Annotated in this window: 18 protein-coding genes and 1 tRNA gene; 4 read left to right on the top strand and 15 right to left on the bottom strand. The window is 37.2% G+C overall.

Features of this window, described 5'->3' with window-relative positions; genetic code table 11:
* The first annotated feature begins 5 nt into the window (after positions 1 to 5).
* From narI to BSEPE_RS00415, 4 genes are read left to right on the top strand one after another with little or no spacing between them, the layout of a single operon-like run.
* Positions 6 to 686: a respiratory nitrate reductase subunit gamma gene (narI, locus tag BSEPE_RS00430; RefSeq protein ID WP_066042437.1), complete on the top strand. Its 681-nt coding sequence runs from the start codon at positions 6 to 8 to the stop codon at positions 684 to 686.
* 26 nt (positions 687 to 712) lie between these two features.
* Positions 713 to 1,147 (top strand): hypothetical protein, encoded by a 435-nt coding sequence (locus BSEPE_RS00425; RefSeq protein WP_157059352.1) that lies wholly within the window; start codon positions 713 to 715, stop codon positions 1,145 to 1,147.
* Positions 1,148 to 1,160: 13 nt separating this feature from the next.
* Positions 1,161 to 1,496 (top strand): TusE/DsrC/DsvC family sulfur relay protein, encoded by a 336-nt coding sequence (locus BSEPE_RS00420; RefSeq protein WP_066042432.1) that lies wholly within the window; start codon positions 1,161 to 1,163, stop codon positions 1,494 to 1,496.
* 19 nt (positions 1,497 to 1,515) lie between these two features.
* A complete protein-coding gene (locus BSEPE_RS00415) occupies positions 1,516 to 1,998 on the top strand; it encodes an HPP family protein (RefSeq protein WP_231893503.1) in 483 nt (160 codons plus the stop codon).
* Between the two features lie 83 nt (positions 1,999 to 2,081).
* Here BSEPE_RS00415 and rnhB read toward each other — a convergent pair whose 3' ends face one another.
* From rnhB to BSEPE_RS07780, 15 genes are all read right to left on the bottom strand, one after another.
* Positions 2,082 to 2,645, bottom strand: coding sequence for a ribonuclease HII (rnhB, locus tag BSEPE_RS00410; protein ID WP_066042425.1), 564 nt, complete (start codon positions 2,643 to 2,645; stop codon positions 2,082 to 2,084).
* Positions 2,642 to 3,961 (bottom strand): Fic family protein, encoded by a 1,320-nt coding sequence (locus BSEPE_RS00405; protein ID WP_066042421.1) that lies wholly within the window; start codon positions 3,959 to 3,961, stop codon positions 2,642 to 2,644. Before BSEPE_RS00405 ends, rnhB begins: the two co-directional genes overlap by 4 nt.
* Before the next feature lie 220 nt (positions 3,962 to 4,181).
* Positions 4,182 to 5,447, bottom strand: a complete 1,266-nt coding sequence (gene purD, locus BSEPE_RS00400) for a phosphoribosylamine--glycine ligase (RefSeq protein WP_066042418.1) — start codon at positions 5,445 to 5,447, stop codon at positions 4,182 to 4,184.
* Entirely contained in the window at positions 5,444 to 7,144 is a 1,701-nt protein-coding gene (locus BSEPE_RS00395; RefSeq protein WP_066042415.1) for a P-loop NTPase fold protein, read from the bottom strand. The genes purD and BSEPE_RS00395 overlap by 4 nt, the downstream gene beginning before the upstream one ends.
* A gap of 30 nt (positions 7,145 to 7,174) precedes the next feature.
* Positions 7,175 to 7,801, bottom strand: a complete 627-nt coding sequence (locus BSEPE_RS00390; RefSeq protein ID WP_066042412.1) for a hypothetical protein — start codon at positions 7,799 to 7,801, stop codon at positions 7,175 to 7,177.
* Entirely contained in the window at positions 7,798 to 8,700 is a 903-nt protein-coding gene (gene truB / locus BSEPE_RS00385; protein WP_066042409.1) for a tRNA pseudouridine(55) synthase TruB, read from the bottom strand. The genes BSEPE_RS00390 and truB overlap by 4 nt, the downstream gene beginning before the upstream one ends.
* Positions 8,701 to 8,709: 9 nt before the next feature.
* Positions 8,710 to 9,048, bottom strand: a complete 339-nt coding sequence (rbfA, locus tag BSEPE_RS00380; RefSeq protein ID WP_066042407.1) for a 30S ribosome-binding factor RbfA — start codon at positions 9,046 to 9,048, stop codon at positions 8,710 to 8,712.
* Positions 9,049 to 9,054: 6 nt separating this feature from the next.
* On the bottom strand, positions 9,055 to 11,370 hold the full coding sequence (gene infB, locus BSEPE_RS00375; protein ID WP_066042404.1) for a translation initiation factor IF-2: 2,316 nt from the start codon (positions 11,368 to 11,370) through the stop codon (positions 9,055 to 9,057).
* A gap of 36 nt (positions 11,371 to 11,406) precedes the next feature.
* On the bottom strand, positions 11,407 to 12,882 hold the full coding sequence (gene nusA, locus BSEPE_RS00370) for a transcription termination factor NusA (protein WP_066042402.1): 1,476 nt from the start codon (positions 12,880 to 12,882) through the stop codon (positions 11,407 to 11,409).
* Positions 12,883 to 12,891: 9 nt separating this feature from the next.
* A complete protein-coding gene (gene rimP / locus BSEPE_RS00365; protein ID WP_066042398.1) occupies positions 12,892 to 13,353 on the bottom strand; it encodes a ribosome maturation factor RimP in 462 nt (153 codons plus the stop codon).
* Between the two features lie 49 nt (positions 13,354 to 13,402).
* Positions 13,403 to 13,479, bottom strand: a tRNA-Met gene (locus BSEPE_RS00360).
* A gap of 159 nt (positions 13,480 to 13,638) precedes the next feature.
* Positions 13,639 to 13,836 carry a fibrobacter succinogenes major paralogous domain-containing protein gene (locus tag BSEPE_RS00355; protein WP_066042397.1) on the bottom strand — a complete coding sequence of 66 codons (198 nt, stop codon included), beginning with the start codon at positions 13,834 to 13,836 and terminating at the stop codon, positions 13,639 to 13,641.
* A gap of 111 nt (positions 13,837 to 13,947) precedes the next feature.
* On the bottom strand, positions 13,948 to 14,307 hold the full coding sequence (locus BSEPE_RS00350) for a four helix bundle protein (RefSeq protein WP_066042394.1): 360 nt from the start codon (positions 14,305 to 14,307) through the stop codon (positions 13,948 to 13,950).
* Positions 14,286 to 14,924 (bottom strand): RNA-directed DNA polymerase, encoded by a 639-nt coding sequence (locus BSEPE_RS07785; RefSeq protein ID WP_066042391.1) that lies wholly within the window; start codon positions 14,922 to 14,924, stop codon positions 14,286 to 14,288. The genes BSEPE_RS00350 and BSEPE_RS07785 overlap by 22 nt, the downstream gene beginning before the upstream one ends.
* A 33-nt stretch (positions 14,925 to 14,957) precedes the next feature.
* A complete protein-coding gene (locus BSEPE_RS07780) occupies positions 14,958 to 15,371 on the bottom strand; it encodes an RNA-dependent RNA polymerase family protein (protein ID WP_066042388.1) in 414 nt (137 codons plus the stop codon).
* Positions 15,372 to 15,538 lie beyond the last annotated feature (167 nt).

Below are 15,538 nucleotides of genomic sequence, written 5' to 3'. Positions count from 1 at the left end.
ATATTATGAATACTTTTTTAGAACAGTTTTTTTTCGGTTACTATCCTTATATTGCAATGACAATATTTATTGCTGGTAGTGCATTGCGTTATGACAGAGACCAATATACTTGGAAAGCAGATTCGTCACAATTGCTACGAAAAAAAGGTATGTTATTAGGCAGTAATTTATTTCATATTGGTATTATTCTACTATTCTTTGGTCACTTTGTTGGTTTATTAACCCCAGAATGGGTATATCACCCATTTATGAGTGCTGGTACTAAGCAAATAATGGCAATGACTGCTGGTGGTATTTTTGGCACAATGTGTTTAATCGGCATGTTAATTTTATTAAATAGACGCTTGTTTGATAAACGTATTAGCAAAACCAGTAAGTTTAGTGATACTTTTATCTTGCTTTATTTGTTCGCACAATTGTTACTGGGTTTGTTAACCATTCCTTATTCAGCACAACATTTAGATGGCAGTTCAATGGTTGCCTTGGCTAATTGGGCGCAACACATTACTACTTTTAGAACAGGTGCTGCTGATTTTATTATTGCTGAGGCTTGGGTGTTTAAGTTGCATTTAGTATTGGGCATGACACTTTTTGTTATTTTCCCATTTACTCGATTGGTGCATATCTGGAGTGTACCAGTACAATATCTAACACGCACAAATTACCAGATAGTTAGAAAAAGATAAGTACTATGCCTATTAAAATTAATAATGTGGAAATTAGCGATGATGATGTATTTCAAGAAATGCAATATCAAACAGATGCTTCAAATGTAGAAGAGGTTATTTTTAAAGCAGCACAAGCTTTGGTAGTACAGCAGTTATTACTACAAGAAGCTAGCATTAAAAAAAATGATGCTAATGAAGAAGAAAAGATTAACCAACTAATCAGTGATAATGTCGTCATTCCTACAGCAAGTATAGAGTCTTGTCAGCGTTATTATGATAACAATAAAGTTAAATTCTTAGACAAAGAGCGAAATGAAACTTTGTCATTTACAATGGTAGAAGAGCATATTAAAGAGTATTTACAAAACCAATCTACCACTTCTGGCATTAAGGAATATATTAATGTGCTTGCTGCTGATGCAGATATAAAAGGATTTGATTTTAAAGACCCTAGTGCGATGAATATAAAAATACAATAAAATTTATAACATTATGAATATTAACAATAAAGAAATAGAACTAGACACTGAAGGCTATTTAGTTCACCCAGAAGACTGGGATAAAGAGGTAGCGTTAGAATTAGCTAAATCAGAAAACATAACACTAACAGATGAGTATTGGCCTATATTTAACTTTATGAGGATTTACTATAGTGAACATGGAGCAGCGCCTGATGTTCGACATACAGCAAAACAAATGGGAGTGGATTTAGGGGTTGATAAAAAAGTAGCAAAAACCAAACTATTTGAAATGTTTCCTTATGGCTATGTCAAGCAAACTTGTAAGATTGCTGGAATGAGACGCCCAAGAGGTTGGAGCACAGGTTAACGCATATTATTAAATTACATTGAATAATAAAGAATTATTAATTTCAGCAATTGGTGCATTTATCGCTGTTTTTGTGGCTGGATTTTTTTCTAATATTATTTTACAAAATTTTAACTCGCCCTTAATTATTGCCTCGGCTGGCGCATCAGCAATACTAATGTTTGGCTTGCCACACGCCTTGGTTTCTCGTCCATGGAACTTAATTGTTGGACATACTGTCTCAGCGATTATTGGTGTTAGTTGTTTTTATTTAATTGCCAACACCCTATTAGCAACTTCAGTTGCTATTCCGTTAGCGCTTGTTGGTATGCATCTTTTAAAATGTATGCATCCACCTGGTGGCGCAACAGCGGTAACCGCTATTATCGGTGGAGAAATGATACACCACTTGGGCTATGCGTTCGTTATTATGCCGATTTTCTTCAATTCTTTAATATTGCTTATTGTTGCTATTGCAGTAGGCAGTTTTAGAGATAAAAATCCATTTGAGGATGTGTCATAAAAAAATAACTGCTATTATGACTCATCATAACTGATGAAATGCGTAAAAACAAATGCTATTTTTTGTATTCTCTAAGTCTCACACTACAGAGGCGGCCTTAGGTTTTTAATCGGAGAAAATGAAAAACGGTGCTGATTGTCAATCGCACCAAATTCTGCTAATGCCTCTAAATGTTGTCTTGTGCCATAGCCCTTATGCTTGGAAAAACCATACTTTGGATGCAATTTATCCAACTCAAACATCTGTCTATCACGGGTTACTTTGGCAATAATCGATGCTGCAGAAATCACAGGTTCGCTTAAATCTCCTTTAATAATTGCCCGACAATTGTGTAACTCTGGACAACGATTGCCATCAACCAATACTCGGTCATACTTAATATTTAAATTTTCAACGGCTCGTTTCATTGCCAACATTGTGCCTTGTAAAATATTGATGCTATCAATCTCATTCGCATCCGACTCACCCACTGCCCATTGACATTGCTCGGTGATTTGTGCGTATAGAATTTCGCGTTTTTTCTCACTGAGTTTTTTTGAATCAGTGAGTTCTGGTAAATAAAAATCATCAGGCAAAATCACCGCTCCTGCCACCACATTGCCCACCAAACAACCTCGGCCAACTTCATCTACGCCGACAATAATCATTTATATGCCTTAATACGCTGTTCTAAGTCGTTCGGTGCGATAAAGATAAACGCGCGTCCTCGTTTAGATTTTTGTAAAAGCCCTAATTTTGCTAATTTCTCCAAATCTAATTTAGCAGTTGCATAACCAATATTTTGAGATATCTTATGCCCTTCAATTGTATAAACTTCACCCAAGTGTTTGATGGAATGCTGAATAATCATCGCTTGGCGTGAATTAAGCTTACCATCTGCCAAATAAGCGCTTAGTAACTCTAATGCCTTTTTTTGTTCATGCTGCTTGTTATCTGCATAATCAAACAGGCCGTTAATGGCTTGGTTGATGAATTTTAGTTGGCTATTAATAAAATAAGTCAAATCAAAATTATCACTTTCAACCATTAAAAACGATTCTCCATACTGACTTTGTGCTTTTTTAATATAGGTTGATAGCGTAATATATTGAAATAGCCAATAATTATTTTTTAGCACTACCCAGTAAAACAGAGCGCGTGTGGTGCGCCCATTGCCATCGGCAAAAGGGTGGTCATATGCTAAAGCAAAATGTATAACAATTGCCCGAATAATGGGGTGAATAAAATAATCAGGTGCGTTGCCATTAGCGAAATCACATAAAACTTTCATCCTATCGGGCAATGATTGGTGTTCTGGAGGGCGGTGTAAGACGCTCCCTGTGCGATTGTCAACCACATTAATATCGTCATCCTGCCTAAGTCTGCCTGCATCATCAGGGTTGTCTATAGCGTTGTCAGTAACAATTTTGTGCAATTCTAATACCAATGCTGGCGTTAAGTCATCTGTTTTATGCTTATCAATAAATTTAATCGCTTGGTAATTGTTGTAAATCATGCGTTGCGAATAATCCTCAGGCTCTTTATTGTACTTCAACATATCGCGTGCAACTTTTCTAGTGGTTGCCGCCCCCTCAAGTTGAGATGAACTAATAGCCTCATCCATCAACGAACGAATGATATATCTTTCTTTATTGTTGCCAATATTTTTAGATTCAACCGAACCATGCATTTGGGAATCTATTTCGTGGATATTTTTCTGAATATCATCTGTCAAAACATAAGAAAACATTTCGGTAAAAGGCAGTGTTTTTTGTTGCCCTACACGAGAAAATTTCAAAAAATGCCAATACTGTTCAATGTCATCAAACGCCTCAGGGATTTCCAAGTGTCTAATTTTATCCCAATGTGAATAACGCCCTTTTTTATCCGTCACACACGGCATCACGCCCGACCGGGTTTTCTCAACCGCTAATTCAACAAGTTCCTTTGTAGGTAGTGGCTTAGGTGGCGGTGCAATTTTCATGCTAAGAAATGATTAAAAATAAAATACATTATAACACTAACTATCGGTTTTGTAAAAACCGATAGTTAGTTATTTATAACTCTGCTTATTGTTGATTTAACACTGTTTTTTTTAACTTTTTATACTAATAGTTTATGTAAATATAAGCGTATATTATTTCGAACTATCGGTTTTTTATCCGACCTGAAAAAACTTTGGTGTAAATAATGGAAAAAATCTATCAAATTGCTTTAAAACCAATATCTGTACGGTAATAGGCGTTTTCCCAGTCAATTTTTTGTACTAATGCATAGGCATTTATCTGTGCATCCTTGGTGTCTGTGCCAAGTGCGGTGGCACATAGCACGCGACCACCACTTGAAACAACATTATCACCCTCCATCTTAGTGCCAGCATGAAATACTTTTGTTGATTCATTGTCTGCTGGCAAGCCAATCACTTCACCTGATGGATAAGCATCTGGATAGCCATTTGCCGCCAAAACCACACCCATTGCTGAACGGGTATCCCATTCAATACTTGCTTGGTCTAATTTTTGTTGGGTGGCCAATAGGCATAAATCTGCTAAATTAGATTTTAAACGCATCATAATTGGCTGGGTCTCTGGGTCGCCAAAACGGCAATTATATTCTAAAACTTTGGAATTTCCATTGTCGTCAATCATCAAGCCCGCATATAAAAATCCTGTGTAGGTGTTACCTTCGGCTGCCATACCATCAACAGTCGGACGAATAACAGTGTCCATCACATCTTGGAAAATTGCATCGGTAACGATTGGGGCAGGTGAATAAGCGCCCATGCCTCCTGTATTTGGACCTTTATCGCCGTTATCTCTGGCTTTATGGTCTTGGGAAGTTGCCATTGGCAAAATATTTTTACCATCAACCATAACAATAAAACTGGCTTCTTCACCGACTAAAAATTCTTCAACCACCACACGGGAGCCCGCTTCGCCAAAACGATTACCTTCCAACATATCGTTAATCGCATCTTCGGCCTCAACCTGGGTATTGGCAATAATCACACCTTTTCCTGCTGCCAAACCATCGGCTTTAATCACAATCGGCACACCTTTGTCTTTAACATATTGCACGGCCGGTTTAACTTCAGTAAAAACATCGTAATAAGCAGTTGGGATATTATTACGCTCTAAAAAATCTTTACAGAATGCTTTTGAACCTTCAAGTTGTGACGCAGCTTCTGTGGGTCCGAAAATTGCCAAACCTTGCGCTTGGAATGCATCGACTACACCAATGACAAGTGGTGCCTCTGGACCGACGATAGTAATGTCAATATTGTTACTCTTAGAAAAGTCAATCAAGGCACTAATATCTTCTACACCAATATCAACATTTGTGAGTTTATCTTCTAATTTCGTGCCTGCATTACCCGGTGCAACAAACACTTCTTCAACACTATCAAACTTAGCACACTGCCATGCTAATGCGTGCTCACGACCACCACCGCCAATGACTAAAATTTTCATATATCCTCCTGTGATTTTATTTTGTTGTTTTCTTCTAAATATTTTAATATTTCTTTGGCTTTATACGCATGATTTTTATCCTGAGATATGGATAAATCTCGGAAAATGGATACTGTATTTTTCACATATCCTCTAAATTCCGGGGAATTTCCATGATGATACAAAAAACTACAAACCTCTTTACAATATTTCGGATTATTTAAAATATATTGCCTTATATCTGTTAATTGGATTTTAGATAATACTTCTGGTTCATTGTTCCAGTCAGAGTTTATTCTTATATCGCGCATCATGGTTATTATTTGTTCAACTGAACTAATAGCACCTTGGTTGCTTTCTTTAATGCATTCTTTATAATAATTAGATAATTGCACATCAAAATCTAAAATCTTTTCCGCACCTCCAAAATGATCATTTTTCATCCAGTCAAGATTATTTTTAATAAAAGTTTTTAAGCATTTAATAGCAAAATTATGATATTCTTCTTCGTTTTTAATATCTAGTTCTTTTAATTGCTCAATATAGTATATAAAATTTCCAGGGTGTAGATATGCATCTTCAGCAATAATAAATTCACTGCCTTTATCTTTTAAGAGCCCCCACAAATCTTTTACATAACTATCGACTTCATATGACATATCGTATAAACGCTTATCCTGTTTTTTTCTAATCTTTTTATGCGCAGAATATAAATATTGTTTACCGGCTCTAGATTTAATAATTTCTATAAGGGATTTATCATTAACAAGAGAAGTTTGGCAATATTTGCGAAGGATAGATACAAGATCACTGTGTAAAAAATAGCTTTTACTCCGATAATCGCCCTCAATTAAGGATAATAAATCCTCATATTTTATATCTTCTTGAAACTCAAAAGATTCATCAAATTCAGACTGTTGTTTATTGTCAGCATATTGTATAAACCCATCAAAAGAAGAAGTTTGTGCGTTAATAGCGGCAACTGAGATAATATTACCCACTATCTCAGTTGCAACTTCTGATGCGTCTTCGATATGGGTCTGGATAAAACAAAAATCATTTAGTGCGTTAATAATCCGTCTAATAATCCGTATATTGTTTACTTTATGCTCTATTAAGTATTTCTCTAAAGGATAATCTTTAAAAGCAGTTAATTTATTTTGCAATATTGCTAACGATTCAGATGGACTGGGAGCGTAATTAAATTCATAATCAACAATCTTTTCTTTGTATTTAGATAGAGTTTTACGGTCTTCTCCATTTAACTCTTCCTCATTCAATATCATAACAATCTTGCATCGTTTTTGTTCTTTTAATTCTGATATAAGACCCAAAACTTCCTTTAGTTTTATTAATGATAATCTTTCAAAATCATCAAAACACACGATTATATCTTTAAATTCTTGACTGCCAAGTGAGGCTATAAGCGTTGAAATATCAATAAACGGGGTTTTTATACCTTTAAATAAATCTTTGGTTTTATTTACAATTCTCTCATTTTTAGACATAACCTGCAAAAATATATCTGTTCGAATATCTGCGGTTTTTTCCTTGCCAAACAAAGAAACATAGGCAGTTTTTTTATCCGTCAGTTCTTTTTTAAATTTATGCCAAAAATAAGTTTTCCCCACGCCCCACTTGCCATTAATTAAAATAACGATGGGTTCATTTATTTTAAAAATATTTTCTAATTTTTCTTTTAAATTTGTAATATTCATAGTTTCTTTATTTTGAAAAATTTACAAAGTTTATATGTAATGCTCTATAAATTCTCTAAATTTTGCGTGCGACATAATCTGCGTGCCATCACAATTAAATGCCATTGATACCGTTGAATTAAACAAATTAATGGTAATCGTACGCAAATAGTAACCCTCTAAATCTCGAAGTTTAGGCAAATTTTCCATAATAAAACGCAGGTCATCAACATTGGTCAATTTTTCCATTCTTTGATTGCGTTCGAGCAACGATGTTTGCCATTCTTTAGACAATAATTCAAAAGCAGTGTCACTTTCTAGCATCTTATAGATACGCTTAATCAATCGGCTTTTTTCTTTGAGTGGGATTTTATTGAAATGGAAATCCATATATTCAGGGTCAAGTAAATCCCCTGCCAAATGCACCTCGGTATTTAACGGATCAAACACACTAGACACACGCACCTCAGCGTTATTGAGCCCAATCACCAAACGATAAGCCCCTGTTTCCATCAACAAATATAGCCAAACCTGTGAGAGTTTTTTCATATTTTTATCGACACTGTTTAGCGTTCGTTCACGGTTATAAACACTTTCTCTTAGGCTTTTATCTCCCTTAATAGAGTGCATTAAATTGTTGTTAAAATAATAACCAACAAGTGCATTTTTTTTGTTCATACGAATAAGCGTTTAGGTTGTAAAATGTTATTTTCTATCTTTCCAATACCCAAAAAGATAGCGTTTTCATCGAATATTTTAACCAAATTATCTGCTTGGTTTTCGACTTTCACCGTTCGACCATAACGAATGTCAATGCCCTGCTCTTCATCAATAGTAACACTATGAATATTCGGCAACATATCCTCACTTGGGAAAATCTTAGCGTCTAATTTTATGTAATCATCACTGACTAAATTTTCTAATTCAGAGAATTTAATCGCTTGCTTGATATCCATATGAGCAAAACCCATGCGCCTAAGTTCAATAACATGCGCGCCACATCCTAATTTCTCGCCAATATCAGCAATTAATGAACGAATATAAGTACCCTTAGAACACGCCACTTCCAAAGTAAGAATACCGCTTTCATAACCTAAAAAATCAATGTTAAAAATCGTTACAGGGCGCGCGGGGCGTTCGATTTCAATACCTTGTCTGGCAAGTTCGTACAAAGGTTGTCCCTCTTTTTTGAGTGCTGAATACATTGGTGGTATTTGCTCAATATCACCTTGAAAACTAAACGCCACTTCTTTGACTTGCGCCTCACTCAATTCAAATGCTTTAGTGCTGGTAATTTCACCCTCACAATCTAAGGTATCGGTCGTTTCTCCCAATTTTCCCTTCACAAAATAGCGTTTATTATCATCCAATAAAAATCCTGCCACCTTGGTCGCTTGCCCCAAACAAATCGGCAAGATACCACTGGCAAGCGGATCAAGTGCGCCTGTGTGCCCCGCCTTTTTGGCAAAAAATAAGCGTTTGACTTTTTGCAAGACGGCGTTAGAACTCAGTCCTGTATCTTTATCAAGTAAGATGATACCGTTGATATCCCTGCCTTTTGGATTGCGTCTTGACATAAGACTGAATTAAAGTTTTGCGAGTAATTCGTCAATTCTAGCGCCTGTATTTGGGGCTGAATCGTAGATAAATTTTAGGGCTGGCGTGTGGCGTAAATCTAAAATGTTAGACAGACGAGAGCGAAAAAAACCGCTGGCTTTGTAAAGTAGGGGGGCAACAATGTTTTTTTGCTCTTCTGGCACGGTATAGAAAACTTTGGCAGAGCTCAAATCACGACTAACAATCGCATCGGTAATACTGACAACTTGCAATCTTGGGTCTTTGGTTTCTTTTTTCAACAATATTACCAATTCTCGACGAATCAGTTCGTTCACCCTTTCAACCCTATAAGACGCTTGCTCTGCCATTAATAATTACAGCGTACGGGCTTTTTCAACGCGTTCAAAAACTTCAATCTGATCGCCTGCTTCCACATCGTAACCGGCAACGCCAATACCACATTCTGTACCTGATTTAACTTCTTTAACATCGTCTTTAAAGCGTCTTAGAGACTCTAGCTCGCCTTCAAACACAACGACATTGTCACGCAAGACGCGAATTGGCGAATCTTTTCTAACCGTGCCTTCTTCAACCATACAACCTGCGATATCGCCGAGTTTTTGCGACCTAAACACTTCTTTCACATTGGCAATACCAATGATATTTTCACTCAATTCAGGGCTTAACAAACCACTCATGATTGCCTTAACATCGTCAATTAAATTATAGATAATTGAATAATATTCAATACGCACACCTTCGTTATCGGCAGTTTTTCGTGCTACTACATCAGCACGCACATTAAAACCGAGCACTAAAGCACCAGAAGTGGCTGCCAAATTAATATCAGTATTATTAATGCCGCCCACGCCACTTGAAACCACTTTAACGCGCACTTCATCGGTTGACAACGCCTCAAGCGCCTCAACCAATGCCTGTGCCGAACCTCTCACATCTGATTTAAGCAGGACATTAACAGTAGAAACATCGCCTTCTTCCATTTTCTGCAAAAAGTTTTCCATCTTAGATGCTTGCTGTCTTTGTAACTCAGCCTCGCGATTACGGGCTTTTCTGAAATCAGCCACTTCACGCGCTTTTCGTTCGGTCTCTACCACCAAAACTTCATCACCTGCATCTGGTACACCCGATAAACCCAATACTTCAACTGGCATTGATGGGCCCGCTTCTTTCAAAACCTTGCCTTGATCATTAATGATTTGCTTAACTTTACCATATTCCAAACCAGCAATCATAATGTCGCCTTTCTTCAAAGAACCCGACTGTACAAGAATCGTTGTAACTTTACCACGACCTTTTTCAAGGCGCGCTTCTAATACTACGCCTTGCGCTGGACCTTTGGTAGCGGCTGAGAATTCTGCCACTTCAGCAGTTAAAATAATCGCATCCAATAATGCATCGACACCCTCGCCTGTTTTTGCCGATACGCCAACAATTATCACATCACCGCCCCATTCTTCTGAAATCACATCGTGCGCAGAAAGCTCCTGCTTTACCTTATCAAGATTGGCACCTTCTTTATCAATCTTATTTGCCGCTACAATAATCGGAACACCTGCTTTTTTTGCATGTTCGATAGACTCAATCGTCTGTGGCATTACGCCGTCATCAGCTGCCACCACAAGAATAATAACATCTGTTGTGCTAGCACCACGAGAACGCATTTTTGAGAATGCCGCGTGTCCTGGTGTATCAACAAAAGTGATAGTGTTGCCATTTGATTCTACTTGATAAGCGCCGATATGTTGGGTGATTCCACCCGCTTCTCCGTCGGCAACTTTCGCTTTACGAATATAATCTAAAAGCGAAGTTTTACCATGGTCAACATGACCCATAATCGTTACTACTGGCGGCCTAATGGTCTCTTCTCCTGTCGCTTTTGACCTTTCAATTGCCACATCTTCAATCGTTGCCTCTTTACTGGCAACGCCCTTATGCCCCATTTCTTCGACCACTAAAAGTGCGGTATCTTGGTCAATTACATCATTCAGCGTTACCATTACACCCATACCCATCAAGACCTTTAGCACTTCTCCGGCTTTGGTTTTCATTTTTTGTGCCAAATCAACTACTTTTATGTTCTCAGGTACTGCCACTTCGTGAGTGACTTTTTCAATCGGCTTTTGGAAACCGTGTTGCGCTTGTTCTTGTTGGATTTTTTGACTAAGACGGGTTCTGTCTTTTTTCTTAAGTTTTCTGTTGGTCTTTTTAGCCACATGCAGTTGCGTGCGTCCATTTCCCGCACCTGCTGTGCTAGCATTGCGTAAGCGTTTTGGCTTTTTAGCCTCTTCTTTCTCTTCTTTCGGTGTTACTTTAGGCTTTTCTGCTTCTTGTTTGGCTTCCGCCTGTTGCTTTTTCAAAGCTTCCGCTTCTAATTTCTGCTTTTGCATCATTTCTTTACGCTTCGCATCTTGCTCTGCTAACTTATCATCTTCGTTACGCCCCGCTTCTAATGCTGCTTTTGCTTTTGTTGCTTCTTCTTCGGCGTCTTTATTAACAACTGGTGCAGTAAGCTTGGAACGCTTTTTACTACTCATTAAAATTTTTAGTTCGCTTGCTGAAACCTCAGAATCGGTCGTTTTCCCTGCAATACCAGCATCCGCTAGATTTGCAATAATTTCGTCTTCCGACTTTTTTAGTAATTTAGAAAGTGATTTAACTGTATGTGCCATAGCGCTTACCTGTGTTTTTTATTGATCAAAAATGGATTATTTAAACCATCCTTCATTTTCTCTTGCGGTCATAATAACCGATGATGCTAACTCTTTATCAATACTTCTAATGTCTAATAATTCATCGATAGATAACTCTGCCAAATCGTCAACTGTTGTAATTTCAGCCTTAATTAATGCCTGTGCCAAATCTTCATCAACACCTTCAACTGTTGATAATACTTCAAAAGAATCTGCATCGCCAAACGCTTGTACTAACTGCGCATCAGCAGCACGAGATTGCATTTCTTCTACCATTTTCGCATCAAATTCTTCAATTGCTTCCAAACTTGCCACTTCTGCATCTGCAACATCATCAACGGTGCCAAAACCTTCGTCAATTAAGACTGCTGACACTTCTGAATCGATACCCAATTGCTCGGCCAATTTATCACTAATTCTTTGGTTTTCTTCTGCTTGCTTATCTTCCGAATCACTAACTGACATAACATTTAATTTCCAACCCGTCAAACGAGAAGCCAATTTAATGTTCTGTCCACCACGACCAATTGCCAACGCCAACTGATCCTCTTCAACCGCAATGTCCATTGTGTTTTTATCTTCATCGATGATAATCGTGCTCACTTCTGCCGGTGCCATTGCGTTAATTGCATATTGCGCTGGGTCTTCATCCCATAAAATCACATCAACGCGCTCACCATTGAGTTCGTTAGAAACTGCCTGGACACGCGCACCACGCATACCGATACAAGAACCGATTGGATCTAATCGTTTATCTTTAGTTCTTACTGCCAATTTCGAGCGCAAACCTGGGTCACGACTCGCACCCATAATCTCAATCACGCCTTCAGAAATCTCTGGCATTTCCATCTCAAATAATTCAATAATCATTTCAGGAACAGTACGGCTCAGGAAAATTTGTGCACCACGGGGGCTTGATTTCACTTCTTTAATATAGGCACGCAAACGGTCATTTTTACGAATAGATTCATTTTGAATTAGGTCAAACTTAGAAATCATTCCATCGACACCACCCATATCTACATAAGCATTACCACGGTCAATACGCTTTACAGTAACCATAATCACCTCGCCCACTCGTTGCGTGTAGTCTGCGACAATTACTTCTCTTTCCGCTTCACGCACCTTTTGAATAATCACTTGCTTGACAATTTGCGCAGCAACACGACCAAACGCTTCGGTCTCTATCGGTTCACGCACAAAATCGTCAACTACAACACCCTTAGCATCGGCTTCGTGAATGTGCAAAGCCTCGTCAAACTCCGTGCCATCATCGTCAACAAAATTATCGCCATCAACAATCACCATCCACTGTCTAAAAGTAGAAAAATCGCCAGTTTTTCTATCAATTTTAACACAGGCATCAATTCCGTGACGCTTCTTGGTTGCTACTGCCATTGCCTCTTCCAGCGCTTCAAAAACATCATTTTGTGTGATGTTCTTCTCATTAGAAATTGCCTCAACCATTAAAAATAATTCTTTACTTTCCACTTTATTCTCCTAAAAATGCGCAATTAAATTCGCTTTCTCAATTAAATCAATATCCAACTCAACGGACCCCAATTCTGTCATTAACTCAATACTATGATTTTTCTCACTTACACTGCCAATAGCACCCTTAAATTTTCTTTGACCATTTATTGGTCTTAGTAATCTCAACGAAATATCACTACCTAAAAATCGTTGATAATGCCCAATATTAAACAACGGCCTTTCAACACCTGGTGATGAAACTTCCAGATTATAAGGCATCGTAATCGGGTCTTCCACATCAAAAATACTGCTTAATTGACGCGATATCAGCTCACAATCTTTAATCCCAATACCTTGTTCTGTATCAATGTAAACCCTCAAAATACTATGCTTACCACTGGAAATATATTCAATTCCCACCAACTCATAGCCCATATCCTCAATCACAGGTTTAATTAATACTTCAATTTTGTCTGTAATCTTTGCCATATTTTCTCTTAGATAAACAAAACCCCCTAAAAAAGGGGGTCTAAAAATTTGGTAGCGGGGACAGGATTTGAACCTATGACCTTCGGGTTATGAGCCCGACGAGCTACCGAACTGCTCCACCCCGCACTAAAAGCGGCAATTTTACGCCATTATATTGCTATTGTCTAATTAAATTACTTTAATTCACTGATTTTATTAAAAAATTGTATAATATATGTATGAAAATCGCTGTATTAATGGACGATATTTCCTTACACCCTAATTCAAACCAGCATCACAAAAGCCCTAATCCTTAATACAACGAACACTAAAGCCGTTGGCACGATTATTGCTGTTGAAGTTCGCATTGCCACTATTGATGTTCAAATTGCGAGCATTCGACCCATTAGCAGAGCGACTCCACAAGTTGGCGTTAGTGCCAACATTGTTAAGCGTGCCATTCGACCGATTGCGGTTGCCAGCAACTGGCAACTTTAAAAACAAACACTTTTAATTTTATAAGTTTTTTTCTCTCATAAAGGTTGACTATTGTCCTGTTGTTTAAAAACAAGGGTTTGTTAGGATAAAGACAGACACACTTGATAAAAGCACTCGCTATTTACCAACTCTGGTCATGTACTTTTGCCATGCTGTTAGTTGTTTGGATAAATCTTGTATCATTATGTTTAAAGAGGCAAAGCCTTTAGTGCTTAATAGTTGCAGATCCTTACTAATTCGCAAAAATAATCTTAGCACTTCCACGCTTTGTCTAGCATTTTCAATATGGATAATTCTGGTTTCTTTTCTACTTTTATTGGCTTTATACACATCAATCAACAAATCCAAACTAGCCTGCTTCATTTTTTCACCTAGGCTAAATTTGTATTCTCTTGGGAATTTTTTTGTGCGATTATAAATCTCCAGTAAAAAATCATAGCCTATTTTATAAACACTTAATTCGCTAAATAATGCCATTGCCAGAATCCTTTATTAATCGTCACCTTAGTGTAGTTTTTTGCAAAGGCAAAGAAACAATAAAATCGCTTAATCAAAATAGCTGTGGCTTTTTTAATGAGCTGATAACTACTGGCGTGTTTTAAGATACCCAAATAAGCATTTAGTTTGGATTGAATGCTCTTTATGATTACCCACTCAATCCTCTCACTTTCAACCAGTAATTCATTCACTTTTCTTAGTGTTTGGTAGAAACTAGCTTTCACTCTATTACTCACATAATTACGATAAGGTTTGATATATTGCCCTAGAAATAAAACCCCATGCTGATAGGGCTGTAAATAGATTTTTTTGGGATGTAGTTTTAAACCTATTGGTTTAATCTGCGCCTGGATTTTACTAATAATAGCCTTTAGATACGCCTTGTCTTCATGCACAAACAACATATCATCTACATAACGACCATAATATTTAATCCCCAAATCTTGCTTAATAAAACGATCTAAATCATTCAAATACAAATTGCCAAACATCTGCGAGGTAAGATTGCCAATAGGCAACCCTACACCTTTTTCATTGCCAAATAATGACTTATCCTTAGGTAAGCCATGCCAATCTTTTCTACTGCCTTTAAGCATGCAATTTTGTGTTACTTCATTAAAAATAGTCTTTTACAGTAAGTAAGTAATCAACTCAAAAGACAATCCATTATAAGTTTTGTCTTTATCTAAAATTTGCAAAACTTTCTGGTAAATCACCTCATGCCTGATGTGCATAAAATACCCTTGGATATCGAGTTTTAAAATAAAAGCTTGTTTTTGGTAGTTATCCGTTGCTTGGCGAATAAACTTAGTGGCTCGTTTAATACCATACAAACTGCCTTTATTTTGTCGGCAACTATAACTATCCTCAATAAAGCACTTTTCAATATCGCCATAAATTGCCCGATAGATAAGATGATGTACCACCCTGTCAACAAAATCAGCAGCGAATATTTCGCGCTTAACAGGCTTGTTAACCATAAATACAGTGGATGACTTAGGCTGGTAAGTTTGATTATTAATTTGTGTTGCTAATTCAATCAATTTTGATTCATAATCAAACTCGAATGCTAACTGATTTGGCTATTGCGTTTGTTTTTACGCGCATCGTAATAAGCCAAATACAACTGATAGACCAAATTGTCAAATTTATCATTCATTTTCTTGATAAAAATACCTAGTTTTTTCTCTTAAGCTCAGCAAAAATTCTA

The organism is endosymbiont of Bathymodiolus septemdierum str. Myojin knoll (genome assembly GCF_001547755.1).
Taxonomy (GTDB): Bacteria; Pseudomonadota; Gammaproteobacteria; order PS1; family Pseudothioglobaceae; genus Thiodubiliella.
Note: the sequence above shows the minus strand (reverse complement) of the source record. Positions and strands in the feature narration are given on the sequence as shown.